We start from the raw sequence: 22,676 nt of genomic DNA on the forward strand, positions 1-22,676 counted from the left end.
TCCCGATGAGACAGATCCTGACAGTCGCCGCAGGACTGGCCGTCCTCACCGCGTCCGCCTGCTCCGCGCCCACGCCGCCCCGGTCCGCTGTCCCGTCGGCCACGCCGACCGGGCCCGCCGCCCTGCCCACCCCCACCGGCGCCCATCCGGTCGGCACCACCGCCCTGTACCTGACGGACACCTCCCGCCCCGATCCCTGGGATCTCGACGTCGACGCCAGGGAGCTCAAGGTCACCCTGTGGTATCCGACCGAGCAGCGGGACGGCGAGCGCGCACCGTACATGACGCCTGAGGAATCCGAGCTCATGCTGAAAGGCTTGGGGATCACGGGCGTACCGTCCGACAGGCTGAGCAAGACGCGGACGAACGCCATCAAGGACGCGCGACCCGCGGGGCGGAAACTTCCGCTGGTGGTGCTCTCCCCGGGCTTCACCAAGCCGGTGAGCACGCTCACCTCCCTGGCCGAGGAGCTGGCCAGCCGAGGGTACGTCGTGGCCGGGATCGACCACACCTACGAGAGCTACGCCACGACCTTCCCCGACGGGCGGGTCGCGGAGTGCCTCGCGTGCGACAGCGACAGCGACCCGGGCTTCGGCACAGGGCTGGTCCAGGGCCGGGCGACCGACGTCTCCTTCGTGCTCGACCGGTTGCCGTCGACGTGGGACGGTGCCGACCTGATCGACCGCTCCAGGATCGCGATGGTCGGCCAGTCGATCGGCGGGGCCAGCGCCATGGCGGCCATGGTGAAGGACTCCCGGGTACGCGCCGGAATCAACATGGACGGCACCACCTACGCCCGGATCCCCAAGAGCGGGTTCTCCCGGCCGTTCATGTTCCTCGGCTCGGCGCAGCACGTCCCCGGAGGCCCTGCCCCCACGTGGGACCGCGACTGGAAGCTGCTGACCGGGTGGAAGCGCTGGCTCGTGCTGTCGGGCGCGGAACACCAGTCCTTCACCGACGGCCCACTGGTGGAGGGCGCCCTCGGCGTCAAGCCCGCCTACGGCGTTCTGCGCGCGGCGCGAGCCGCCGAGCTCACCCGCACGTACGTGGCGGCCTTCCTCGACCAGCACCTGAAGTCGCGGCGGCAGCCCTTCCTGGACAAGCCGTCGTCGCGCTACCCGGAGGTCATGTTCTGCCCCACGGCCTGCGGTCAGTCCTGATTCCCGACGCGCTCCCCGCGCTGTCGGGGGACGCTGACCGCAGGTCGCCCAGGCGTCCGGAAACAGCGCGATCCACCGGACGGTCGTGCCGGCGGCCGAAGGTGTCGTGGAAACCGAAGTCTCGCGATCCCGACCGCCCGCGCGACGGCCCCGCCTGCCGTACGGGCTGCCGTAGGGGGCGCCGGCAGGGCCGGTCAGCGCACCTGGGCGAGGTAGGGGAGGTGGGTGGCGCCGTCGAACGGGGCGAGACGGTCGGTCACCGCCGTGGTGAGCGCCGCCGCCGCGCGCTCCGCCTGGGCGACCACCTCGGGCGGGTAGCCCAGCAGCACCTGGTGGTCGGCGAACTCGTCCTCGTCGTCGACGTACACCTTCCCCTCCCTGGTGCGCACCACGTCGAGGTCGAGGTCGACCATCGTCACCTCGCCGTCGCTCCACTCGGGAACGGTGGTGACGTCGATGTAGAGGTCGGTCTTGTGACCCTCGTCGTTGAACAGCGCGACCCACCACTCGTTCCTCGGGAAGAGCATCACGAACGCCTCCTCCCACACCACCGGCGGCCCGTCGCCCTTCGCCCCCGTCGTGCCGGCCTCGCAACCCACCCACACCCCGTGGGCGTCCTCCCCGAGTAACCTGGCCGGGTGGTGCCAGTGGAGGGAACCGCCGTATTTGCGGAAAACGACCTTCATGCACCCGACCGTACAACGAGTCCGCTCTCGTAAGCGGCGATGACCAGCTGGGCCCGGTCGCGGGCGGCGAGCTTGGTCAGCAGGCGGCCGATGTGCGTCTTGACGGTCGCCATGCTCAGGTGCAGGTGCTCGGTGATCTCGGTGTTGGACAGTCCCCGCGCGATCAGCGTCAGCACCTCGCGCTCCCTGTCGGTGATCCCCTCCAGCCCGCGCACCGCGGGCCTGGCGAACTCCTCGATGAGCCTGCGCGTCACCGTCGGCGCCAGCAGCGCCTCCCCCGCCGCGACCACCCTGATCGCGGCCAGCAGGTCGGCGGGCGGGGTGTCCTTCAGCAGGAAGCCCGACGCTCCCGCCCGCAGCGCCGCGTAGACGTAGGCGTCGAGGTCGAACATGGTCACGATCAGCACCCTGGCCGCGTCGCCGATCCTGCGGGTGGCCTCGATGCCGTCCATCTGCGGCATCCTGACGTCCATCAGCACCACGTCCGGTCGCGTGGCCATGGCCAGCTCGACCGCCTGCGCGCCCGTGCCGGCCTCACCGGCCACGCTCATGCCGGGCTCGTTCTCCACCAGCACCCGGAAGCTGCCGCGCAGCAGGGCCTGGTCGTCGGCGACGAGGACGCGGATCATGCGTAGGGAAGGGTCGCGGCCACCCGGAACCCACCCTCCGGACGCGGCCCCGCCGAGAACGCTCCGCCGTACATCGCGACCCTCTCTCTCATCCCCACCAGCCCGTGGCCCTCGCCGTCGCGCCGACCGTTCCTCGTCGCGGCCCCGTGTCCTGGGCCGTCGTCCGTCACCTCGACCCGCGCCCGGCCGCCGTCGGCGGCCACCGTCACCGTGCAACGGGCCGGGCCCGCGTGCTTGACGACGTTCGTGAGCGCCTCCTGCACGATACGGTGTACGGCCAGCCGCACCCCGCCGGGAAGCCCGTCCAGCCCCGAGGCCGCCAGCTCCACCCGCACCCCCGCGAGCCTGGCGCGCTCGGCCAGCTCGTCCAGCTCGGGCACGGGACGCAGCTCCGGCGGTTCGGTGCGCAGCACGCCGAGCAGGTGGCGCATCTCCACCAGCGCGTCGCGGCTCGCCGTCTCGATCACCCGCAACGCGTCGTGGGCCTCCTCTGGCCTGCTGCGCAACACGTGGTTGGCGACACCCGCCTTCACCGCGATGAGTCCCATGCTGTGCGCGACGACGTCGTGCAGCTCGCGGGCGATGCGCAACCGCTCCTCGGTGACCAGCCGTTGGGCCGCGCGTGCCGCGTACTCGCGCCGCTCGCGCACGGCGCGGCCGACGGTCCACGAGCCGCCCAGCGCGGCGATCCCCAGCACGACGTCACCCGCCGCGCGCGACCAGTCCGCCGGCGCCCCCGCCACGGTCAGCATGAGGACCGCCACCCCGGTCACCACCGCGATCGCCGTGGTCGGCGCCCGGTTCGCGCGGGACAGCGCCACCGTGTACAGGGCGTAGGCGGGCGCGACACAGGCGGCGCTCATCCCTAGGACCAGGCCCGCCGCCGGCGCCACCGCGAACACCACGACGAAGACGCCCACCGGCCACCGCCTGCGCGCCCCCAGCGGCAGGCCCAGGCCCAGCGCCAGCACGATCGCGACCCAGGCGGGCACCGGCGCGGTGGCCGCCGACGTCATGGCGGCCAGCGCGACGACCCATCCGGCCGCGCAGTCGAGAGCGATGAGCCGGCCCCGGGTGAGCCGCCTGGTGAAGTCCACGCCCCGCACGCTATCCGGCCGCCCCGGGCTCCGGCGTCATACCCGGGTCCGATGCGCGGGACGCGGGCCGTACCCGACCGTGAAGGGGTGATCGACGTGAGAGAGCTGACCAAGACGTACGGCGCGACCCGCGCCGTCGACCGCCTGTCCTTCACCGTCGAGCCGGGCCACGTCACCGGCTTCCTCGGTCCGAACGGCGCCGGCAAGTCCACCACGATGCGGGTGATCCTCGGTCTCGACGCGCCCACCTCCGGCCAGGCCCTGGTCAACGGCCGCCGCTACGCGAGCCTGCGCAGGCCGCTGCGCGAGGTGGGCGCGCTGCTCGACGCCAACGCCCTCCACCCGGGCCGCAGCGCCCACGACCACCTGCTCAGCCTGGCACTCACCAACGGCATCGGCGCCGCCCGCGTCGCCGAGGTCCTCGACCGTGTCGGCCTGACCGGGGTGGCCCGCAGGAAGGCGGGCGCGTTCTCGCTCGGCATGAAGCAGCGGCTCGGCATCGCCGCCGCGCTGCTCGGCGACCCTGGCGTGCTGATGTTCGACGAGCCGGTCAACGGGCTCGACCCCGACGGGGTGCGCTGGATCCGCGAGCTGATGCGCGCGCTGGCCGCCGAGGGCAGGACGGTGCTGCTGTCCAGCCATCTCATGAGCGAGATGGCCGTGACCGCCGACAGGATCGTCGTCATCGGCGGGGGCCGCCTGATCGTGGCGGCCGCCACGCGGGAGCTGACCGACCGCTACGACTCCCTGGAGTCGGCCTACCTGGCGCTCACCGCCGGCAGCGTCGAGTACGGAGCCGCCCGATGATCGCCGGCGAACGGCTGAGCCTGCCCCCTCGCGACTCCCGTGAACAGGCCCGCCGTCGAAGGGAAGAACGCATGAACGTGCTCGCCGCCGAATGGGTGAAGGCCCGCTCGGTCAGGTCCAGCTGGTTGCTCGTCGGCCTGAGTCTCGGCGCGGTGCCGCTGGCGGCGGCGATCGCCTGGGCGGCGATCGGCATGTACGACGCCGCGTCCCCGCCGATGCGGCGCACCGCACGCATCGCCGAACTCGAGGAGGTGGTGCTGATCGTCCCCCAGCTGTGCATGGGGGTCATGGGAGTCCTGGCGATCACCTCCGAATACGCCACCGGACTCATCAGGACCAGCCTGGCCCTCGTCCCGCGCCGGTGGCCGGTGCTGATGGCCAAGTCGGCGGTCGTGGGCGGGCTCGGGCTGGTCGTGGGACCCGTCGTGGTGTTCGTGACGTACGCGGTCACCGCGGCGATGCTGGCGGGACGCTTTCCCGTGGCGTCGTTCGGCGAGCGGCTTTCGACGCTGGTGGCATCGGCCGTGACGGTGGCGGTGTTCGCGCTGCTCGGCCTGGGGCTCGGCGCGCTGCTGCGATCCGCGGCGGCGGCGATCGCGGTGCTGGTGGGCTTGGTGTACGTGATCCCGATCGTGGTCGGGAACCTGCCCGAGCCGTGGAGCGAACCGCTCGGGTCCGTGATGATCGGCGCGCTGCCGAGGGAGATCGCGGGGGCGGACCTGACGTCCTCGGTGTACGGGGCGCTGCTGCCGCCACCGGTGGCGGGGGTGGTGCTGGTGCTCTACGCGGTGGTGCCGCTGGCGGCGGGCCTGGCGGCCGTCCACCACCGCGACGCCTGACCGGCGGGCCTGGCGGCCGTCCACCGCCGCGACGCCTGACCGGCGTCCCCGGCACGGCCGTACTTCATGACACGGCGAACACCCCGCCCCGTGACCGCCGGCACGGTCCGTGTGCGCGACAGACGGGGCCGGAACCCCAGCAGCCCGGACACCGCCGCCCGCGGGAGACGCGGCCGGGCCGCTCAGCAACCCGGAGGGGCCCCCACCCCCTGATCGCAGGGATCGGGGGCGGGGTTCCTCCGGCGGCGGGGTCAGACCTCGACGATCACCGGAATGATCATCGGGCGGCGGCGGAAGGTGTCGCTCACCCAGCGTCCGACCGTCCTGCGCACCACGCGGCGGATCTGCGCCATGTCGACCACACCGTCGGCCGCGTTCTGCTCGATCGCCTTCTCGATCATCGGGATGATCTCGCCGAAGCGCTCGATCTCGATGCCCGACCCACGCGCGTGAATCTCAGGACCGGCGACGAGCTTGCCGCTGGTGGAGTCGACGACCACCACGACCGACACGAAGCCCTCGTCCCCGAGGATCCTGCGGTCCTTGAGCGACAGGTCGGTGATCTCGCCGACCGAGAGGCCGTCCACGTAGACGTACCCGGCCTGCACGGCACCGGTGATCTTCGCCCGGCCGTCGACCAGGTCGACGACGACACCGTCCTCGGCGATCACGATGTGGTCGTCCGGCACGCCGGTCAACTCCGCCAGCTTGGCGTGCGCCCGCAGGTGGCGCCACTCGCCGTGCACGGGCATGAAGTTCGACGGGCGCGTCAGGTTCAGCACGTACAGCAGCTCGCCGGCCGCCGCGTGCCCCGACACGTGGACCTTCGCGTTGCCCTTGTGGACAACACGCGCTCCCCACCTGGTCAGCCCGTTGATGACCTTGTTGACCGCCGTCTCGTTGCCCGGCACCAGCGAGGAGGCCAGCAGCACGGTGTCACCGCTCGCGATGCGGATCGCGTGGTCGCGGTCGGCCATGCGCGACAGCGCCGCCATCGGCTCGCCCTGCGAACCCGTGCAGATCAGCACGATGTCCTCCGGCCGCCACTCCTCGAGGTCACGGGAGTCGACGATCAGGCCGGGCGGCACGCTCAGGTAGCCGAGGTCGCGGGCCACGCCCATGTTGCGCACCATCGACCGGCCGACCAGCGCGATCTTGCGGCCGTGCTTGGCGGCGGCGTCGATCACCTGCTGGACCCGGTGGACGTGGGAGGCGAAGCTCGCCACGATCACCCGCTTGGCCGAGGTGCGGATCACCTCGTCGATGACCGGACCGATCTCCCGCTCGGAGGTGACGAACCCCGGCACCTCGGCGTTGGTCGAGTCGGACATCAGCAGGTCGACGCCCTCGGCACCGAGCCTGGCGAACCCGCCCAGGTCGGTCAGCCGCCCGTCGCTGGGCAGCTGGTCCATCTTGAAGTCGCCGGTGTGCAGGACGATGCCGGCAGGCGTGCGGACGGCCACCGCGAGCGCGTCGGGAATGGAGTGGTTGACCGCGAGGAACTCGCACTCGAACGGCCCGAACCGGCGCCGCTCCCCCTCCATGACCTGCACCTTCTCCGGCTGGATCCGGTGCTCGGTCAGCTTGGCCTCGATGAAGGCCAGCGTCAGCTTCGACCCGACGAGCGGGATGTCGCGCCGCTCCCGCAGCAGGTACGGCACGGCGCCGATGTGGTCCTCGTGGCCGTGCGTCAGGATCAGCGCCTCGACGTCGTCGAGACGGTCCCTGATGTACTCGAAGTCGGGCAGGATCAGGTCGACTCCCGGCTGCTCGGGATCGGGGAACAGCACCCCGCAGTCGACGATCAGCAGCCGGCCTTCGTACTCGAAGACCGCCATGTTCCGGCCGATCTCCCCGAGACCGCCGAGCGCCACGATGCGCAGGCCGCCCTCAGGCAGCGGCGGCGGGGGGCCGAGTTCCGGATGCGGGTGGCTCATACGCTGCCCCCAGGCCGGTCAAATCGTGAACTCAATATCTCCGTTCCTCCCCGTTTTCATCAGTCAGCCAACTTCACTCCGCCGGCCACGAGGCACGCCCGCAGCTCGGCGATCTGCACAGAGGTGGCCTCCACCAGCGGAGGCCGCATCGGGCCGACAGGCCGGCCCGTCAAGCTGAGTGCCGCCTTGACCATGATCGCGCCCCCCGCGCGGTTCATGATCCCGTCGATCACGGGCAGCAGCTGCCGGTGGACGGCGGTCGCCTCCGCGACCTCGCCCGCCCGGTGGAGCTCGATCATCGTGGCCAGCTCGGCGCCCACCACGTGGCCCACCACGCTCACGAACCCCGCCGCGCCCACCGACAGCCACGGCAGATTCAGCGCGTCGTCGCCCGAGTAGAAGACCAGGTCGGTGGCGGTCATCACGGTGGAGCCCGCGAACAGGTCGCCCTTGGCGTCCTTCACGGCCACGATCCGCTCGTGCTGCGACAGCCTGATCAGCGTATCGGTGTGGATGGGCACGCCCGCGCGGCCCGGAATGTCATAGAGCATCACCGGCAGCGCGGTCGCGTCCGCGACGGCGGCGAAATGCCGGTACAGGCCCTCCTGCGGCGGCTTGTTGTAGTACGGCGTCACCACGAGCAGGCCGTGGGCGCCGGCCCGTTCGGCCTGCCTGGCCAGCTCGATGGTGTGGTGCGTGTCGTTCGAGCCGACACCGGCGACGACGGTCGCCCTGTCACCCACGGCCTCCAGCACGACCCGCAGCAGGCCCTCTTTCTCGGCGTCGCTGGTGGTCGGCGACTCCCCGGTGGTCCCGCTGACGATCAGACCGTCGTTGCGCTGCTCGTCGACCAGGTAGGCGGCCAGGCTGCGCGCAGCGTCGTAGTCGACGGCGCCGTCCGCGGTGAACGGCGTGACCATGGCGGTCAGCATGCGGCCGAACGGAGCTTCGGCGGTGCGAGAGGGCGATGCCATAGTGCGAACGGTACCCGGATTCCCGCACGTCCCTAACCCCGCCACCCCCATAAGGCCATTTCCGAGCCCTTGTCCGGCTCCTCCCCCACCCGCCTCCGACCCCATACCCGGCTCCTCCCGCGACCGCCTCCGGCCCCATACCCGGCTCCTCCCCCACCCGCCGGGCCGCTCGCGGAGTCCCCCGCCGCCGACCCGTCTCACATCCTCCCGCCACCGCCTCCCGCACCAGCCGATCACCGCTCCCCCGCCGATATCGCGCCAGTCCTCCGCTGCTGTCGCCCGCACCTCGCGCCATCCCGGCGCTCCGCGCCCCGCCGTCCGTTCCGGCCCCTACGGCAAGCGGGCTCGAGGCCACCGTGGTCACCGCTGACCGCCCGTCCTTCACGCGTACTCCAGCGGGACTCCGGCGGGCCGCCGTCACGTCGTCCCGTCGCTGAGCGTCACCGCTTCCCAGGGGTGCCGTCCGTAACGGCGGCCGGCCACGCGCGCTCGGTGAGGCGTATCCCTCGACAGACGCCGGCCCCGGGACCAGGGTGGCGGCGGGGGCGGCTTGCCGTACGGGATGGGGGGTGGCCGGAAAGGCCCGCACGCTGGGGGGTTCGCCGGAAACACCGGCACGTGGAAGAGGTCGCCGATATGTGCTCGGGGGTACACACATCGACGACCTCTACCGGAGAATCGCCGCACCTTACGCGGGCGTTACAGAGTTCTCAGAATATTTTTCCGAACCGCCCAAAGTTGGAACTCCAAGTGCATTCGATGACGGTGGGTTACCTGCCGAATACGGCAACATGGGGCAACGCCTCACAGCAACCTCAGGGATGGACTAGTGGCAAGTTCCGATCCGGTCTACCTGCGCGTCGTCGAAGACATTCGGCGGCAGATCAACGACGGCACCCTTCCCCCCGGCGCGCCCATCCCCTCACGGGCGCAGCTGACCCGCAAATATCAGGTCGGCGAGACCGCCGCCCGCCACGCGCTTCGCGTCCTGGCCGGCGAGGGCCTCATCTTCGGTCGGGTGGGTTCGGGACACTACGTCAGGGAGCGCCCGGACCTCGCTCCCCTGCATCGCTGGCGCTTCCACGACCACCAGGCGCCGTTCGCGGCCGACCTGCAGAGCCAGGGCAGGCGCGTCACCTGGGACTGGCACAGCGAGCCCGTGGCCGCCACCCCCGAGATCGCCCAGCGCCTCCGCGTCGAGGAGTCGACCACCCTCACCAGGACCCATTACGTGTTCCGCGGCGACGGCAAACCCCTCCAGCTCGCCACGTCGTACGAACCGCTCGAGTTCGCGCCCCACTCCGACGAGGAACGTCGCGGCCTGATCGGCAGGCTCTCCTCCTACGGGATCAAGGTGACCGAGATCGTCGAGAGCGTGCACACCCGGGTGCCGCGCCCCACCGAGATCGACGCCCTCGACCTGTCGGCGGGCGTCCACGTCCTGCACCTCAAGCGGACGCACTGGGCGAGCGAACGTCCCGTGGAGACGAGCGACATCGTCGTTCCCGGCGACCGATTCGAAGTCGTCTACAGCATGGCCGTGCACCTGTGACCCCTCCCCACGCACCACCGGGCGGCGCCTTCCCCCGCGCCGCCCGGTCCCCCCTCCTTCGACGCCGGCCCCGCACCCCCTCCTGCGGCGGCCACGCGAGACGGCCGATCCACCCTCCCGGCCCCTGATTTGTCGGTGCCCGTTGATACAACCGGCAGGGTGCCGATCCGGAGGTGTCGATTGCGCGTCAAGGACCTGCCCGCCGCCGACCGCCCGCGCGAGCGCCTGCTCGCCAGCGGTGCCGCAGCCCTGGCCGACCGGGAGCTGCTCGCTCTCCTCATCGGTCACGGCACCAGGGAGAGCGACGCCGTCGACCTCGCCGCCCAGCTCATCGCCCACTGCGGCGACCTCGGCGAGCTGGCCCGCTCCGACGCCCACCGCCTGCTCGCCGTCCGCGGCGTCGGCCCCGCCAAGGCGGCCCGCATAGCCGCGGCCTTCCATCTCGTACGGCGTGCGCAGGAGGGCCCGGCCCGCGCCCGCATCACCTCGTCGAGCGACCTGGCCGCGCAGGCGGCGCCGTACCTTCGCGGACACCCCCGCGAACGCCTCGTGGTCGTGATCTGCGATCCACGCGGCTCGGTCCTGCGCCGCGCCCTGATGACGGAGGGCGGCGCCGACCACACGCCCGCCCCGATCCGGGAGATCATCACCACCGTGCTGACCTCGGGCGGCGCTGCCTTCGGGGTGGCGCACAACCACCCGAGCGGTTCTCTCGACCCGAGCGAGTCCGACCTGGCCACCACCCAGCGTCTCGCCGACGCCGCCGACACCGTGGGGCTGCGCTTCCTCGACCACGTGATCGTCACCGACACCGCCTGGCGCCGCATCCCCGTCCCGCAGGCCCCGGAAACCGGCTAGCCGCCGCCCTTCCGAGCACCTGACAGGCATCCTGAACCTCATTCAGTCCCCGCAAGCCCATTGGCCTCTTCCCACCTCGCTGCCCGGCCGGCGATGGGAACGCTCGGTGGGCTCCTGGCCGGCAGCCGCGACCGCTGCCGCCGAAACCCACCGAGCGTTCTCCGCGCGGCCCCGCTCCCACCCGACTGGACGAGGGGCCGCGCCACCCGAGAAGGCTCCACACTGCGCCTGTACCGCTCGGGCGGCCCCGCGACGCAGTACGGGGCCACCACACTCGATGTCACTCACCTCCGTCGGGCCACGCCGGCGCGGGCGCGGTCCGACGGAGCGGGCCTCCACGGGCAAGCGCTCCATCGGGGAACGACGCCCGGCCGGAGACCGCGCACCTCGGGCAGGAGCGTGCGGGAGAGACCCCGCCCGGGGTACGGCCACGAGCTGGAATGTCCCGGTGAGGTCCTGCACGACACGTCGGACATCCGCACGCTCACACGGTGAGAGGCCTCTGTGGGGTCGGTGAGTGAGGGTTACCGGTGACGATGCCCCACAGAGGCCACGCGCCCCGGACGAGCGAGCGAAGATCGCCCAGGGCACGCTTCCCGGCGCTCCCACACCGCACAGCGTGGGGCACCTGCGTCGTCTCCGGCGGGTCCGCGCCAGACCCGCCGGAGACGACCACTCGCAGGGACGGCTGATCCAAGGGGATGCCCCCACGAGCGGCCACGCACCCCGGACGGCCGAGAGGACCACCCGCCCGGGGCACACCTACAAGCTCACATCAACGCCCTGCTCCGGCGGGCCGGGCCCGGCCCGCCGGAGTGGCCTCGCACAAGGACACGGAACCTGGGATGACCCCTGTGCGAGGCCGTGCACCCCGGGCCGGCCGGGCAAGAGCCGAGCCCGAGGTACGACCAGTGAGGGACGAAGGATGTCGGTCAGTCCCACCGGCCGCGGTGGACGCCGCCTTCGGACAGGCCGAGCATCGGCATCCACCAACCCCACGACTGCTTCCCCGACCGATGCCGCCCGAGCCGAGGAGGTCGTCTCGCCCCGGCCAGACACGTCCGCCAGGCGATGACCTTCCACAACGTGATCAACGCGCCTCCCCGCGAAGGAGCCGCTGCCAGAGATCTTCCACCTCGGCGCAACGCAGCCATGGCGACTCATGAACCAGGGTCACCTCTCCTCCTTGGCTCAGGCGCCGGATGAACATCAGCCCAGCCGCCTGGCAGAGCTCGTAGAACACCGGCACGCAGTTACACGTGTACGACTTCACCCGCACCCGATCGGCACGCGGCACCTCCAACGACCAGTCGATGGACACGTAGTCCTCAGCGAGGCCGGCGACATGTCGACTGACGCAGACCACCTCGGGCCAGTCGTCCTTCTCCACACGAAGGAGAATACGTCTGGTCGTATCTTTACGTCTAGTAAGACGCAATAACTTGCCCAAGTAGACGGAGCGTTATGCGCCACCTGGTACCCGTTCGCCTAGCTTTCGTATGTGCTCGACTACGACGGAGACACCCATCTCTATCTTCAGATCGCCGAGATCATCCGGCAGCGCATCGACGGGCTGTCGGCGGGCCATCCCGTGCCCAGCGAGGCCGACATCCAGAAGGAGTTCGGGGTCGCCAGGACCACGGCACGGCGCGCCATTCACGTGCTGCGCGAGGAAGGGCTCATCTACACCGTCCAAGGCGAGGGCACATTCGTCGGACATCCGGGTGCAGCACCCCGTAATCCGCGCAAAACCCCGTTGTTCCGGCAGATCGCCAGCGATATCGAGAAGCGCATCAGGACCGGGCAACTCCAGCCTCGCCGGCCGATCCCCGGCGAGACGGCGTTGACACAGGAGTACGAGGTGGCCCGCGAGACAGTACGGCGCGCCATGGCGTTGCTTCGCGAGCAAGGCTGGATCTACACGGTCCCCGCACGGGGAAGCTTCGTCTCACCGAAGGAGTCGTGGCCCCAGGCTTGAATTCGCTCGACTGCTTGTATCCAGGCGTCTATCTTACGTCTGTGCTTGACCGAGACGGACCCGTACCTTTGTACAGGCAGATCGCCGACTGCCTCCGCGACCGCATCGCCGAGGGCGTGCTCCGCCCTGGTGACGCCGTCCCCAGCGAGGCCATGCTGGAGGCCGAGTTCGGCGTCGCACGCGCCACGGCCCGCCGGGTGGCCCAGCAGCTCAGGGACTGGGGCCTCGTCCACACGGTGCAAGGGGAGGGGACGTTCGTGGGCGAGCCAGGAGTGCCCCGCAAACGCCGGAAGGCACCGCTCTACGACGTCATCGCAGGCGAACTCGCTCAGCGGATCAGGAACGGCGAGCTGCGCCCGAACAGGCCCATCCCCAGCGAGAAGGAACTCATGAGACGGTTCGGGGTCGCCAGGGAGGCGGTCGCCAGGCTCCGCGAGCAGGGACTGGTCTTCACCGTTGCCTACCGGGGCAGTTACGTCGCCTCGCGCGATTCGTGGCCCGGGGCGGCAGGTGAGGGCTCCGGCTCCTGAGCCCGAGCCCGGGGCGGCAGGTGAGGGCTCCGGCTGCTGAGCATGCCGGAGGCCGTCACACCCCGCGTTCGGCGCCGTCCACCAGCCGGAAGGACATGCAAACGACCTCGTGGTGTCGTCAACCTCGTATCCGGCGGCGTTCCAGAAGCGGCGGTGCGCCTCGCCCCAGTGCTCGACCGACCGGTAGCCCTCGCCCTCCGACTGGGCGAACTCCCAGGTCACCTGGTGGAACGGCGCGACCTGCACCCCCGGTGACCTCCACCTCGGCGAGCCGGTGGTCGTCGTCGTCGTCGACCAAGGCCAGGCGCTCGCCGACGTGCTCGAGCTCTTTGTTCTCCGCGCGGTAGTCGTGGGCGAGCAGGCCGGCCAGGACCGGCATCCCCGGGTCGGGCGCGCGGCCGCCCGGCCGTGACTCAGAAGACCGGGATGATCTCCTCGGGGTCGATGAAGTCGACCGGCACGCCGTCGATGTCCAGTTCCGGGATGGCAGGGAACTCGATCCCCCACCGTTCCACGATCGCCCGCACCCTGGCCATCGCCACGCGCCAGTTCTCGGCCTGCTCCTCGTACGACAGCACGCCCAGCCCCGCCGTCCGGGCATGGTCCATCAGCACCCGGTGGTTGGCCAGGAAGTACGGCGGCAGGTCCCAGAACCCCTCGGGCGGCTCCCACAGGATCATCGACAGGAAGACGAACCCGGCCCGCAGCTGCCGCGTGATCAGCGAGCGGACGTCGTCGGTGAGGCCTGGCCACTCGTTCTCCAGGATCGTCATGCAGATCTGGAGGTGCCGCGACTCGTCGCGGCCGATGCGCTGGAACATCTCGCTGAAGACCGGGTGCCTGGTGCCCGACGCCATTCCTCTGAACAGCGTCGACGCGGCCATCTCGCCCATCATGAACGAGGTGAACAGCACCGGCAGGGAGTACTTGCCGACCGCCGCGGTGTAGCCGTTCCAGTAGCGCCCGCCGTTGTGGTACAGCCAGCCGATGTTGTTGTGCGCCGCCTTCTCCAGGTCGGTGACGGGGGTCCAGTCGAGGGGTCCGCCGGGCCAGAGCCTGGCGATGGTGCGCTGGCAGCACTCCTCGTGGTTCATCTCGTCCCTGGTGATCGAGAAGAAGCACTTGCGGACGGGGTCCTCCTCGTGCTTCTCGAACGCCTGGATGGTCGCGCGGGCGAACACCGCGGGCCCTGAGGCGTCGAAGTTGGCGAGGACAGCGAACCAGTACATGATCCCCAGCCGCTGCTCGACGGTGAAGTCGTCGGGGGAGAGCCCGTCCCAGGGCAGGTCGGCGGGGTTCCAGACCATGCGCTTGGACTTCTCGTAGATCGCCGCCAGCTTCTCGGTCTCGACCCGCCACTCCATCGGATAGATGTTCGGCTGGGGGATCTCGGGCGCTGGCCAGAATCCGCCTTCGGGGATCGTGAGGTCGGCCATGATTTGTGACACCTCCTGCGCTCATCCTGCGCTGAGTTGTCACATCTTTCAAGGACTACGTACGGCTGCGCTGCGTCACCGCCACGCAGACCAGGACGGCCAGCGCGCCGAGCACCGTGGCCATGCCGTACCGCTCGCCCAGGAACAGCCACGCCCACACCAGAGTGAGCAGCGGCTGGGTGAGTTGGGTCTGCCCGGCGCGGGCGATGCCGCCCTGGGCCAGGCCCGCGTACCAGGGGACGAAGCCGAGGAACATCGAGATGAGCCCGACGTAGAGGAACCCGCTCACGGACGCCACCGAGAACGACACCGGCGTGGTCAGCGCCAGCGCGGCGGTCACGGGCAGCGTCACGGGGATGGACACCACCAGGGCGTAGGAGATGACCTGCCAGCCGGGCGTGGTGCGGGCGAGGCGGCCGCCCTCGGTGTAGCCGAGCGCGGCCGACAGGAGGGCGGCGACCAGCAGGAGGTCGGCGAGGGAGACGCTGCCGCCGCCCTGGGAGACGGTGAAGACGGTGATCGCGACGGCTCCGGCCGCGCAGGCGACCCAGAACAGCGGCCGGGGGCGTTCGCCCGCGCGCCAGACGGCGAAGGCGGCCGTGGCGGCCGGCAGCAGGCCGATCACGACGGCGGAGTGGGCGGTGCCGGCGCCCAGGTGCAGGGCGAGGCCGCTGAAGACGGGAAAGCCGAAGACCACGCCCAGGGAGATGAACGCGTAGGGGCGCCACTGGGCGCGCGGCGGCACCAGCGGCAGCCGGGCGGCCTTGAGGCAGGCCAGCGCGACGAGGCCGGCCAGCAGCGCCCGCCCGATCGCCACCAGCCACGGGTCGAAGCCGCGCATCGCGAACACGGTGGCCGGAAAGGAGCCGGAGAAGGCCAGCACGCCGAGAAAGGCGAGGAGGGTGCCACGCCTGGCGTGATCGGCCCGTACGGGAACCGTTACTCCACCGGACACGATAGCGCTATTGTTACTTCTCATGAAAGACGATAGCAGTATCGCCCAGATCGCCGCGATGCTGCGCGAGGAGATCGGGACGAAGCAGCCGGGCGACCGGTTGCCGTCCAGTCGCGAGCTGATGCGGCGCCATGGGGTCAGCCCGGTGACCGTCTCGAGGGCGATCGGGCAGCTCGCCGCCGAGGGCAGGGTGGTCACCAGGCCCGGCGTCGGCGCCTTCGTGGCCCCTCGCCCCGTGCGGCTCACGGAGATCTCCGACATGTCATGGCAGACGGTCGCGCTCGGCGACCGGGTGATCGACGACTCGGGCGTCACGGCGCTGCTCACGACGCCGCCCGAAGACGTGATCCCGCTGACCGGCGGCTACCTGAACGCGGCCATGCGGCCCGACCGCCAGCTGTCGGCGGCCGCCTCACGGGCGGTCAAGCGCCTGAACGCCTGGGCCACTCCCCCGCTGACCGGCATCCCCGAGCTGCGGGGGTGGTTCGCCCGGCAGGCGGGCGGCGAGCTGACCGCCGGTGACGCGCTGGTCGTCAGCGGCGGCCAGGCCGCGCTCAGCCACGCCTTCCGCGCCCTGGCCGCCCCTGGCACGACCGTGCTGATGGAGACGCCCACCTACCCCGGTGCCATGGCCGCGGCCAGGGCGGCGGGCCTGCGGACGGCCGCGGTGCCGATGGACGCCGACGGCGTGCTGCCCGACCTGCTGGCCGAGGCGTTCGCGGTGACGGGCGCGCGGGTCTTCTACACGCAGCCGACGCTGCACAACCCCACCGGCGCGACGCTCACCGACGTGCGCAGGGAGCAGGTGCTCCAGGTGGCCAGGGCGCACAACGCGTTCGTGGTCGAGGACGACTACGCCCGCTACCTGACCGAGCACGCGCCCACCCCGATGATCGCCCTCGACCGCTACGGCACCGTCGTCCACATCAGCTCGCTCACCAAGATCCTCGCCCCCAGCCTGCGCCTGGCCGCGGTGATCGCCCGGGGCCCGGCCGCCCACCGGTTGCGGGCCGGCCAGCTCGTGGAGTCGTTCTTCGTGGCCAGGCCGCTGCAGGAGACGGCGCTGGAGTTCGTGAGCTCACCCGCCTGGCCCCGCCACCTGGCCGCCGTCCACGCCGAGCTGGCGACACGCCGTGCGACGCTCGCCGCCGCCCTCGCCGCCGCGCTGCCGGAGGCCGAGCCGCACCTGATCCCCCACGGCGGACTGCACCTGTGGGTACGGCTGCCGCCGCACGTCGACGAGGCCGCGCTGGTCGAGGAGGCCCGCAGGAACGGGGTTCAGGTGAGCCCGGGCCGCATCTACTACCCCACCGAACCGCCGGGGCCGCGCCTGCGCCTGACGCACAGCGCCGCCGTCCATGTGGCCGAGCTGACCGACGGGGTGCGGCGGCTCGCCTCCGCGTACGCGCGCCTGAGCTGATCAAGCCCTTACGATGGGATGTCGTAACCGGACGAACACCCGCGTTTATCGAGTCAGGCGTCATCGCGAGCCCCGAATCACCGATACGGTGTAACACGTGCCCTCGAGATCCTCCGGTCGCGGGCACAACGGCAGGCGAAGGAGCGGGCCGAGATGGCAGACGTAGGCGTCCGGGCGGCCCGGCGCGGAGATGTGCTCCAGGTGGCGAACACTCAGATCCGCGCCTGGCGCTACGGTTATCGGGAGTTCCTCCCCGAAGGGCCGCTCGAGCAGATGACGGGCCCCGCAGCGGAGAAGATGTGGCTGCGCCAGTGGGACGAGGCGATCGCCTCACCGCCCACGCGCATGCATCGCGTGCTCGTGGCCGTGGAGACCATCCTCGACACCGAGGGCTTTCCCGCGCTCGGCCTGGGCGGCGCCAACGCGCCCGCCACGCCGCGCGGCGGCGAGCGCGTGGTCGGCCTGGTCTCCCACGCGCCCGCCGAAGACCCCGACCTCGACCCGACGGTGACGGCCGAGATGCTGACGCTGCTGGTCGACCCCGACTTCGTCCGGCGCGGCCACGGCAGCAGGCTGCTCAACGCGACCGTCGACTACATGCGCGAGGACGGCTTCCGGCAGATCGTCACCTGGGTGTTCGCGGAGAACTACGCGATGCTCGGTTTCCTCGAGTCCGCCGGATGGGGCGAGGACATGGCCGAACGCGTGCTCGACATGGGCCGTCCGATCCGGATGGTCAGGCTCACGACGGACATCAGCTGATGGCCACGCTCAGCCAGTGGGTGCAGGGCGCCCGCCCGCGCACCCTTCCCAACGCGGTCGTACCCGTCGTCGTCGGCACCGGCCTGGCGGTCGGCGAGGGCGGCCCGATCTGGTGGCGTGCCGTGGTGGCGCTGCTGGTGGCGTTGTTACTGCAGATCGGCGTCAACTACGCCAACGACTACAGCGACGGCATCAGAGGCACCGACGACCGGCGCGTGGGCCCGATGCGCCTGGTGGGCTCGGGTGTGGCCGCCCCTCGCGAGGTGCTGGCCGCCGCGCTCGGCTGCTTCGCCGCCGCCGCCGTCGCCGGCCTGACGCTGGTGGTGGCCACGCAGGCCTGGTGGATCCTGCTGATGGGCGCCGCCGCGATCGCGGCCGCGTGGTTCTACACCGGCGGCAAGCGCCCCTACGGCTACCGCGCGCTCGGCGAGGCGGCGGTCTTCGTCTTCTTCGGCCCCGTCCCCGTGATGGGCACCGCCTTCGTCCAGACGGGCCACCTGTCGTGGGTCGCGCTGGCCGCCTCCGTCCCGATCGGCCTGCTGTCGTGCTCGATGCTCGTCATCAACAACCTGCGCGACGTCGTCACCGACGGCCCGGCGGGCAAGCGCACGCTGGCCGTGGTGCTGGGCGCCGAGCGCACGCGGGTGATGTACACGGTGTGCCTGGTCGCCCCGCTGGTGATCCCGCTGCTGCTGATCCCGTTCACGCCGTTCGCCGCGCTGCCGGTGCTCGCGGCGCCGCTGGCGATCGGCCCGGTGAAGACCGTCCTGTCGGGCGCCACCGGCCCCGCGCTCATCGGCGTGCTGCAGGCCACGGGCAAGCTGCAGATGGCCTACGGCCTGCTCTTCGCCGTCGGCCTGGCGATCACCTTGTAGGCGGCTACAAACCGGCGGGCCGATCTCGTAGCCGCCGATAACCGTCCTGGTCAGACCCTCCTGGTTCACTGAATCCGGTATTCAGCGACTCCGGAAGGAACCGTCCATGGAGCAACGCGGGATCGAGCTGGTTCCTGCGGCCGAGCGGTACGGCCGCCCTCGCGACCTGCTCTTCCTCTGGGCAGGCACGACGACGACCGTCTTCACCGTGGTCTACGGCACCATCGTCGTCGCGATGGGGCTGAGCTTCTGGCAGGCCGTGGCGGCCATCGTCATCGGCAACCTGCTCGCCTTCCCCCTGGTGGGGTTCAGCAGCATCCAGGGGATGCAGCAGGGCACCTCGACGATGGCGATCTCCCGCGCCGCCTACGGCAACAAGGGCGCCCGCGTGCTCGGCTTCTTCGGCTGGCTCAACATGGTCGGCTTCGAGGCCGGCGGCATGGTGATGATCACCCTGGCCGGGCTCACGCTGCTGGAGCAGGCCGGCGTCTCGAGCGACGGTCTCGGGCTGAAGGTGGCGATCGTGCTGGTCGCCGCGGTCATCCAGCTCATCCTGCCGCTGATCGGGCACTCCGCGGTCATGAAGGCGCAGAAGTACCTCACCTGGGTGTTCCTGGTGATGTTCGTGATCATGGCGATCCTGGTCGCGCCCAAGGCGAACCTGTCGGCGGCGGGATCGACGGACTTCTCCACCTTCACGCTGGCGGTCATGCTGGTGATGTCGGGCGGCGGCCTGTCGTGGGCGCCGCTGGGCGGTGACTACTCGCGCTACCTGCCGGTCGACTCCTCCAGGAAGGCCGTGTTCGGTTACGCCTTCCTGGGCGGCTTCGTGCCGTACCTGCTGCTGATGGTCCTCGGCGCGGCCGTCGCCACCGTGGTGACCAACGCCAGCGACCCGATCTCCGGGCTGCCCGGTGCGTTGCCGTCCTGGTTCGTCGTGCCGTACCTGCTGCTGACCGTGGTCACGCTCTTCGCCGCCAACACCACCGACCTGTACTCCTCGGGCCTGAACCTGCAGGCGGCGGGCATCAACGTCAAGCGGTGGCTCGCGGTCGTCCTCGACCTGATCCTCTGCGTGATCATCACCTTCGTCGCGATCACCTCCGACTCGTTCAACACGATGCTGAACGCCTTCCTCGGCCTGCTGGTGATCTGGCTGGCGCCGTGGGCGGGCGTGTACGTCACCGACTGGCTGCGCCGCAGGGGCCGCTACGACGCCGCCGCGCTGTTCGACGACCACGCCCCCGACCAGGTCCGCTGGCCGGGCCTCATCGCCCAGGCCGCCGGCATGGTGGCCGCCGCGCTCTGGCTGAACTCCAGCGTGTTCGTCGGCTGGATCTCCGGCGCGACCGGCGGCTCCGACTTCAGCATCTTCGCCGGCTTCGTCGTCGCCGGAATCGTCTACGCCGCCCTGGACCGGCGACCGGTCCCCGTCAAGGAGCTCGCCCATGCATGACCTGCTCGATGTCGCCTACGGCCGCCGGCCCGCGGACACGATCATCACCAACGGCACGCTCGTCAACGTGCTGACCGGCGAGCTGTACCCGGCCGAGATCGGCATCAGCGGCGACCGGATCGCGGCCGTCGGCCCCGCCCTCGACCGCGGGCCGGACACCGAGATCATCGACGCGCGCGGCGGCTTCCTGGTGCCCGGACTCATCGACGGCCACCTGCACATCGAGTGCAGCAAGCTGTCGGTGACCAGCTTCGCCAACCTGGTCGTCCCCTTCGGCACCACCAGCGTGGTCTCGGGCCTCGACCAGATCCTCGTGGCGCAGGGCCTCGACGGCGTACGGCAGGCGCTCAACGAGGCGGCCGCCACCAGCATGCGGATCTGGTGGGGCGCCCCCGCCAAGGCCCCCTACACCGTGCCGCAGTCGACCGTCGGGCACACCTTCGGCCCCGCCGAGCACCGCGTCGCGCACGAGTGGCCCGAGTGCGTCGGCGTCTGGGAGACCGTCCAGGAGATGGTCGAGCACGGCGACCCCGCCGTGATGGCGGCGCTCGAGCTCGCCCACCAGCGGCGGCTGCCGATCTTCGGGTGCGCGCCCCTGTCGGACGCCCGCCGCATCGCCGGCCTGGCCGCCGCGGGCATCAGGCTCGACCACGAGTCCTACTCCCACGAGGAGATGCTCGAGAAGCTGCGCCAGGGCATCTACGCGATCGTCCGCGAGTCGTCCGTCGCGCACTTCCTCGAGGAGAACATCCAGGTCGTCGCCAAGGTGGGCGCGCGGCGCGTCGCGTTCTGCACCGACGACGTGCACGCCGCCGACGTGCTGGCCGGCGGGCACATGGACAAGCTCGTCAGGATGGCGATCAAGGCCGGCGTCGACCCGGTCACCGCGATCCAGATGGCGACCGTCAACTGCGCGGAGATGTACCGCATCGACGACCTGGTCGGCAGCATCGCGCCCGGGCGCTTCGCCGACGTGCTGATCGTCGACTCGCTGGAGGAGTTCAAGGTCAGGGAGGTCGTCGCCGGAGGCCGTCTGGTGGCCAGGGACGGGGCCATGGTCGTGCCCGCCGTACCGCCGGTCAGGGGCGAGGTGCGGCCCTTCCCCGTGCGCCAGGTGACCGCCGACGACCTGGCCCTGCGCTCGGCGGCCGACGAGGTCACGGTGCTCACCCTGAACTTCACCGAGCAGGTCTTCGTGCGCAGGCAGCGCGACGTCACCCTGCCCGTCGTCGACGGCGTCGTCGAGCCGTCGGTCGAGCACGACGCGCTCCTGGTCACCGTCGTCGAGAGGTACGGCAAGACGGGCAACATGCCCGTCGCCATGGTCAGCGGCATGGGCCTGCGCAAGGGCGCCATCGCCACCAGCGCCGCCCCCGACGACAACAACATCATCTGCGTGGGCGCCTCCCGCTCCGACATGGCGCTTGCCGTCAACACCGTCTCGGCGATGGGCGGCGGCCAGGTCATCGTGGTCGACGGCACGGTCGTCGAGTCGCTGCCGCTGCCCGTCGCGGGCATCGTGTCCGACATCCCCGCCGCCGAGATGGCGGTGCTCGAACAGCGGCTCGACGACGTGGCACGCTCGTTGGGGTGCGGCCTGCCCGCGCCGCTGATGTACCTGTTCTTCCTGTCCATCACCGCCATCCCTGATTACGCGGTCACCGACCTCGGCCTGGTCGACTGCGTCAACCTCGAGATCGTGGAGGTCATCCAATGAACGACTTCATCGCCGGGCTGCCCAAGTGCGAGCTCCACCTGCACATCGAGGGCACGCTCGAGCCGGAGCTCAAGTTCGAGCTGGCCCAGCGCAACGGCATCGCCCTGCCGTACGCGTCGGTGGAGGAGATGCGGGCCGCCTACTCCTTCGACGACCTGCCGTCGTTCCTGGCCGTCTACTACGAGGGCATGGGCGTGCTGCGCACCGAGCCCGACTTCTACGACCTGGCCATGGCCTACCTGCGCAAGGCCGCCTCGCAGAACGTCCGCTACGCCGAGATCTTCTTCGACCCGCAGGCGCACACCTCCCGCGGCGTCCCCTTCGACGTGATCATCCGCGGGCTGCGCCGCGCGCTCATGGACGCCGACGCCCGGCTCGGCATCCGCGCCCAGCTCATCATGTGCTTCCTGCGCGACTTCCAGGCCGAGTACGCCATGGCGACGCTGCTGGAGTCGCTGCCGTACAAGGAGTGGATCGTCGGCGTCGGCCTCGACTCCGACGAGAAGGGCAACCCGCCGGCCAAGTTCGCCGCCGTCTACGAGCGGGCCAGGCAGGAGGGCTACCTGCTGACCATGCACTGCGACGTCGACCAGGAGAACTCCGTCGAGCACATCCGCCAGTGCCTGGACGACATCCAGGTCGACCGGATCGACCACGGCGTCAACATCCTCGAGGACCCCGCGCTGGTGCAGCGGGTCCTGGACAGGGGGATCGGGCTGACCTGCTGCCCGATCTCCAACTCCATCGTCACGGACTCGATGAAGGCCGAGGGGATCAGGAAGCTGCTCGACCTGGGCGTGCGGGTGACGATCAACTCCGACGACCCGGCGTACTTCCCCGGGTACGTGCAGGAGAACCTGGCGGCGCTGGAGCTGTCCAGGGAGGAACTGCTGCAGGTGCAGCGCAACGCCTTCGAGATCGCGTGGCTGCCGCGGCAGGTGAAGGACGGGTACCTGGCCGAACTGGAGGCGTACGCGGCCGGGGCCTGAAAGCACGGTCCCAGCCGAG

The 22,676-nt window shown here is 70.9% G+C and carries 21 protein-coding genes and 1 pseudogene; 14 read left to right on the top strand and 8 right to left on the bottom strand.

The window, feature by feature from the left end:
• Nucleotides 1-5: 5 nt before the first annotated feature.
• The gene (locus tag ABZX22_RS07195) at nucleotides 6-1,160 is read left to right on the top strand and encodes an alpha/beta hydrolase (protein ID WP_354906698.1); all 1,155 of its coding nucleotides are present in this window, start codon (nucleotides 6-8) and stop codon (nucleotides 1,158-1,160) included.
• A 194-nt stretch (nucleotides 1,161-1,354) separates the two neighbouring features.
• Here ABZX22_RS07195 and ABZX22_RS07200 read toward each other — a convergent pair whose 3' ends face one another.
• Genes ABZX22_RS07200 through ABZX22_RS07210 form a run of 3 tightly spaced genes read right to left on the bottom strand, consistent with a single transcriptional unit; the run spans nucleotide 1,355 to nucleotide 3,572 of the window.
• Nucleotides 1,355-1,846: a DUF402 domain-containing protein gene (locus ABZX22_RS07200; protein ID WP_354906699.1), complete on the bottom strand. Its 492-nt coding sequence runs from the start codon at nucleotides 1,844-1,846 to the stop codon at nucleotides 1,355-1,357.
• On the bottom strand, nucleotides 1,843-2,475 hold the full coding sequence (locus ABZX22_RS07205) for a response regulator transcription factor (RefSeq protein ID WP_354906700.1): 633 nt from the start codon (nucleotides 2,473-2,475) through the stop codon (nucleotides 1,843-1,845). Before ABZX22_RS07205 ends, ABZX22_RS07200 begins: the two co-directional genes overlap by 4 nt.
• Entirely contained in the window at nucleotides 2,472-3,572 is a 1,101-nt protein-coding gene (locus ABZX22_RS07210; RefSeq protein ID WP_354906701.1) for a sensor histidine kinase, read from the bottom strand. The genes ABZX22_RS07205 and ABZX22_RS07210 overlap by 4 nt, the downstream gene beginning before the upstream one ends.
• Nucleotides 3,573-3,659: 87 nt before the next feature.
• On the opposite strand from ABZX22_RS07210, the pseudogene ABZX22_RS07215 reads away from it, so the two are divergent.
• Together ABZX22_RS07215 and ABZX22_RS07220 are read left to right on the top strand one after the other, a co-directional pair.
• Nucleotides 3,660-4,277 (top strand): annotated as a pseudogene (locus tag ABZX22_RS07215) (ATP-binding cassette domain-containing protein); the annotation flags it as partial.
• 173 nt (nucleotides 4,278-4,450) lie between these two features.
• Nucleotides 4,451-5,218 carry an ABC transporter permease subunit gene (locus ABZX22_RS07220; protein ID WP_354906702.1) on the top strand — a complete coding sequence of 256 codons (768 nt, stop codon included), beginning with the start codon at nucleotides 4,451-4,453 and terminating at the stop codon, nucleotides 5,216-5,218.
• A gap of 251 nt (nucleotides 5,219-5,469) precedes the next feature.
• Here the strand turns inward: ABZX22_RS07220 and ABZX22_RS07225 are convergent, their stop codons facing one another.
• Entirely contained in the window at nucleotides 5,470-7,155 is a 1,686-nt protein-coding gene (locus tag ABZX22_RS07225; RefSeq protein WP_354906703.1) for a ribonuclease J, read from the bottom strand.
• Nucleotides 7,156-7,214: 59 nt separating this feature from the next.
• Nucleotides 7,215-8,129 carry a 4-hydroxy-tetrahydrodipicolinate synthase gene (dapA, locus tag ABZX22_RS07230; RefSeq protein ID WP_354906704.1) on the bottom strand — a complete coding sequence of 305 codons (915 nt, stop codon included), beginning with the start codon at nucleotides 8,127-8,129 and terminating at the stop codon, nucleotides 7,215-7,217.
• Between the two features lie 829 nt (nucleotides 8,130-8,958).
• Between dapA and ABZX22_RS07235 the strand changes: the two genes are divergently transcribed.
• On the top strand, nucleotides 8,959-9,681 hold the full coding sequence (locus ABZX22_RS07235; protein WP_354906705.1) for a GntR family transcriptional regulator: 723 nt from the start codon (nucleotides 8,959-8,961) through the stop codon (nucleotides 9,679-9,681).
• A gap of 180 nt (nucleotides 9,682-9,861) precedes the next feature.
• Nucleotides 9,862-10,539 carry a DNA repair protein RadC gene (gene radC, locus ABZX22_RS07240; RefSeq protein ID WP_354906706.1) on the top strand — a complete coding sequence of 226 codons (678 nt, stop codon included), beginning with the start codon at nucleotides 9,862-9,864 and terminating at the stop codon, nucleotides 10,537-10,539.
• 1,090 nt (nucleotides 10,540-11,629) lie between these two features.
• Here the strand turns inward: radC and ABZX22_RS07245 are convergent.
• A complete protein-coding gene (locus ABZX22_RS07245) occupies nucleotides 11,630-11,929 on the bottom strand; it encodes a hypothetical protein (RefSeq protein WP_354906707.1) in 300 nt (99 codons plus the stop codon).
• A gap of 111 nt (nucleotides 11,930-12,040) precedes the next feature.
• Between ABZX22_RS07245 and ABZX22_RS07250 the strand changes: the two genes are divergently transcribed.
• The 3 genes from ABZX22_RS07250 to ABZX22_RS07260 all read left to right on the top strand — a co-directional run bounded on the left by ABZX22_RS07250 (nucleotide 12,041) and on the right by ABZX22_RS07260 (nucleotide 13,459).
• Nucleotides 12,041-12,517, top strand: coding sequence for a GntR family transcriptional regulator (locus ABZX22_RS07250; RefSeq protein ID WP_354906708.1), 477 nt, complete (start codon nucleotides 12,041-12,043; stop codon nucleotides 12,515-12,517).
• Nucleotides 12,518-12,585: 68 nt separating this feature from the next.
• Nucleotides 12,586-13,047: a GntR family transcriptional regulator gene (locus tag ABZX22_RS07255; RefSeq protein WP_354906709.1), complete on the top strand. Its 462-nt coding sequence runs from the start codon at nucleotides 12,586-12,588 to the stop codon at nucleotides 13,045-13,047.
• Between the two features lie 274 nt (nucleotides 13,048-13,321).
• The gene (locus ABZX22_RS07260; protein ID WP_354906710.1) at nucleotides 13,322-13,459 is read left to right on the top strand and encodes a hypothetical protein; all 138 of its coding nucleotides are present in this window, start codon (nucleotides 13,322-13,324) and stop codon (nucleotides 13,457-13,459) included.
• A 1-nt stretch (nucleotide 13,460) separates the two neighbouring features.
• On the opposite strand, the gene ABZX22_RS07265 is transcribed toward ABZX22_RS07260, so the two are convergent.
• Entirely contained in the window at nucleotides 13,461-14,483 is a 1,023-nt protein-coding gene (locus ABZX22_RS07265) for a hypothetical protein (RefSeq protein ID WP_354906711.1), read from the bottom strand.
• A 55-nt stretch (nucleotides 14,484-14,538) separates the two neighbouring features.
• Nucleotides 14,539-15,438 (bottom strand): DMT family transporter, encoded by a 900-nt coding sequence (locus ABZX22_RS07270; protein ID WP_354906712.1) that lies wholly within the window; start codon nucleotides 15,436-15,438, stop codon nucleotides 14,539-14,541.
• 22 nt (nucleotides 15,439-15,460) lie between these two features.
• Here ABZX22_RS07270 and ABZX22_RS07275 point away from each other — a divergent pair, with 22 nt between their 5' ends.
• The 6 genes from ABZX22_RS07275 to ABZX22_RS07300 all read left to right on the top strand — a co-directional run bounded on the left by ABZX22_RS07275 (nucleotide 15,461) and on the right by ABZX22_RS07300 (nucleotide 22,657).
• Nucleotides 15,461-16,858, top strand: a complete 1,398-nt coding sequence (locus ABZX22_RS07275) for a PLP-dependent aminotransferase family protein (protein ID WP_354906713.1) — start codon at nucleotides 15,461-15,463, stop codon at nucleotides 16,856-16,858.
• Between the two features lie 153 nt (nucleotides 16,859-17,011).
• Entirely contained in the window at nucleotides 17,012-17,620 is a 609-nt protein-coding gene (locus tag ABZX22_RS07280) for a GNAT family N-acetyltransferase (RefSeq protein WP_354906714.1), read from the top strand.
• Nucleotides 17,620-18,495, top strand: a complete 876-nt coding sequence (locus ABZX22_RS07285) for a 1,4-dihydroxy-2-naphthoate polyprenyltransferase (RefSeq protein ID WP_354906715.1) — start codon at nucleotides 17,620-17,622, stop codon at nucleotides 18,493-18,495. The genes ABZX22_RS07280 and ABZX22_RS07285 overlap by 1 nt, the downstream gene beginning before the upstream one ends.
• Before the next feature lie 106 nt (nucleotides 18,496-18,601).
• Nucleotides 18,602-19,951: a cytosine permease gene (locus ABZX22_RS07290; protein WP_354906716.1), complete on the top strand. Its 1,350-nt coding sequence runs from the start codon at nucleotides 18,602-18,604 to the stop codon at nucleotides 19,949-19,951.
• Nucleotides 19,944-21,668 (top strand): adenine deaminase C-terminal domain-containing protein, encoded by a 1,725-nt coding sequence (locus ABZX22_RS07295; protein ID WP_354906717.1) that lies wholly within the window; start codon nucleotides 19,944-19,946, stop codon nucleotides 21,666-21,668. Before ABZX22_RS07290 ends, ABZX22_RS07295 begins: the two co-directional genes overlap by 8 nt.
• Complete coding sequence (locus ABZX22_RS07300) at nucleotides 21,665-22,657, top strand: adenosine deaminase (protein ID WP_354906718.1); 993 nt, start codon at nucleotides 21,665-21,667, stop codon at nucleotides 22,655-22,657. The genes ABZX22_RS07295 and ABZX22_RS07300 overlap by 4 nt, the downstream gene beginning before the upstream one ends.
• Nucleotides 22,658-22,676: the final 19 nt, after the last annotated feature.

The organism is Nonomuraea sp. NPDC003804 (assembly GCF_040610675.1).
Lineage (GTDB): Bacteria > Actinomycetota > Actinomycetes > Streptosporangiales > Streptosporangiaceae > Nonomuraea.

What these genes read in the sequence shown, in the direction of transcription:
- ABZX22_RS07195 (WP_354906698.1), top strand. Translation starts at nt 6, where the DNA reads ATGAGACAGATCCTGACAGTCGCCGCAGGACTGGCCGTCCTCACCGCG.
- ABZX22_RS07200 (WP_354906699.1), bottom strand. Translation starts at nt 1,846, where the DNA reads ATGAAGGTCGTTTTCCGCAAATACGGCGGTTCCCTCCACTGGCACCAC.
- ABZX22_RS07205 (WP_354906700.1), bottom strand. Translation starts at nt 2,475, where the DNA reads ATGATCCGCGTCCTCGTCGCCGACGACCAGGCCCTGCTGCGCGGCAGC.
- ABZX22_RS07220 (WP_354906702.1), top strand. Translation starts at nt 4,451, where the DNA reads ATGAACGTGCTCGCCGCCGAATGGGTGAAGGCCCGCTCGGTCAGGTCC.
- ABZX22_RS07225 (WP_354906703.1), bottom strand. Translation starts at nt 7,155, where the DNA reads ATGAGCCACCCGCATCCGGAACTCGGCCCCCCGCCGCCGCTGCCTGAG.
- dapA (WP_354906704.1), bottom strand. Translation starts at nt 8,129, where the DNA reads ATGGCATCGCCCTCTCGCACCGCCGAAGCTCCGTTCGGCCGCATGCTG.
- ABZX22_RS07265 (WP_354906711.1), bottom strand. Translation starts at nt 14,483, where the DNA reads ATGGCCGACCTCACGATCCCCGAAGGCGGATTCTGGCCAGCGCCCGAG.
- ABZX22_RS07275 (WP_354906713.1), top strand. Translation starts at nt 15,461, where the DNA reads ATGAAAGACGATAGCAGTATCGCCCAGATCGCCGCGATGCTGCGCGAG.
- ABZX22_RS07280 (WP_354906714.1), top strand. Translation starts at nt 17,012, where the DNA reads ATGGCAGACGTAGGCGTCCGGGCGGCCCGGCGCGGAGATGTGCTCCAG.
- ABZX22_RS07285 (WP_354906715.1), top strand. Translation starts at nt 17,620, where the DNA reads ATGGCCACGCTCAGCCAGTGGGTGCAGGGCGCCCGCCCGCGCACCCTT.
- ABZX22_RS07290 (WP_354906716.1), top strand. Translation starts at nt 18,602, where the DNA reads ATGGAGCAACGCGGGATCGAGCTGGTTCCTGCGGCCGAGCGGTACGGC.
- ABZX22_RS07295 (WP_354906717.1), top strand. Translation starts at nt 19,944, where the DNA reads ATGCATGACCTGCTCGATGTCGCCTACGGCCGCCGGCCCGCGGACACG.
- ABZX22_RS07300 (WP_354906718.1), top strand. Translation starts at nt 21,665, where the DNA reads ATGAACGACTTCATCGCCGGGCTGCCCAAGTGCGAGCTCCACCTGCAC.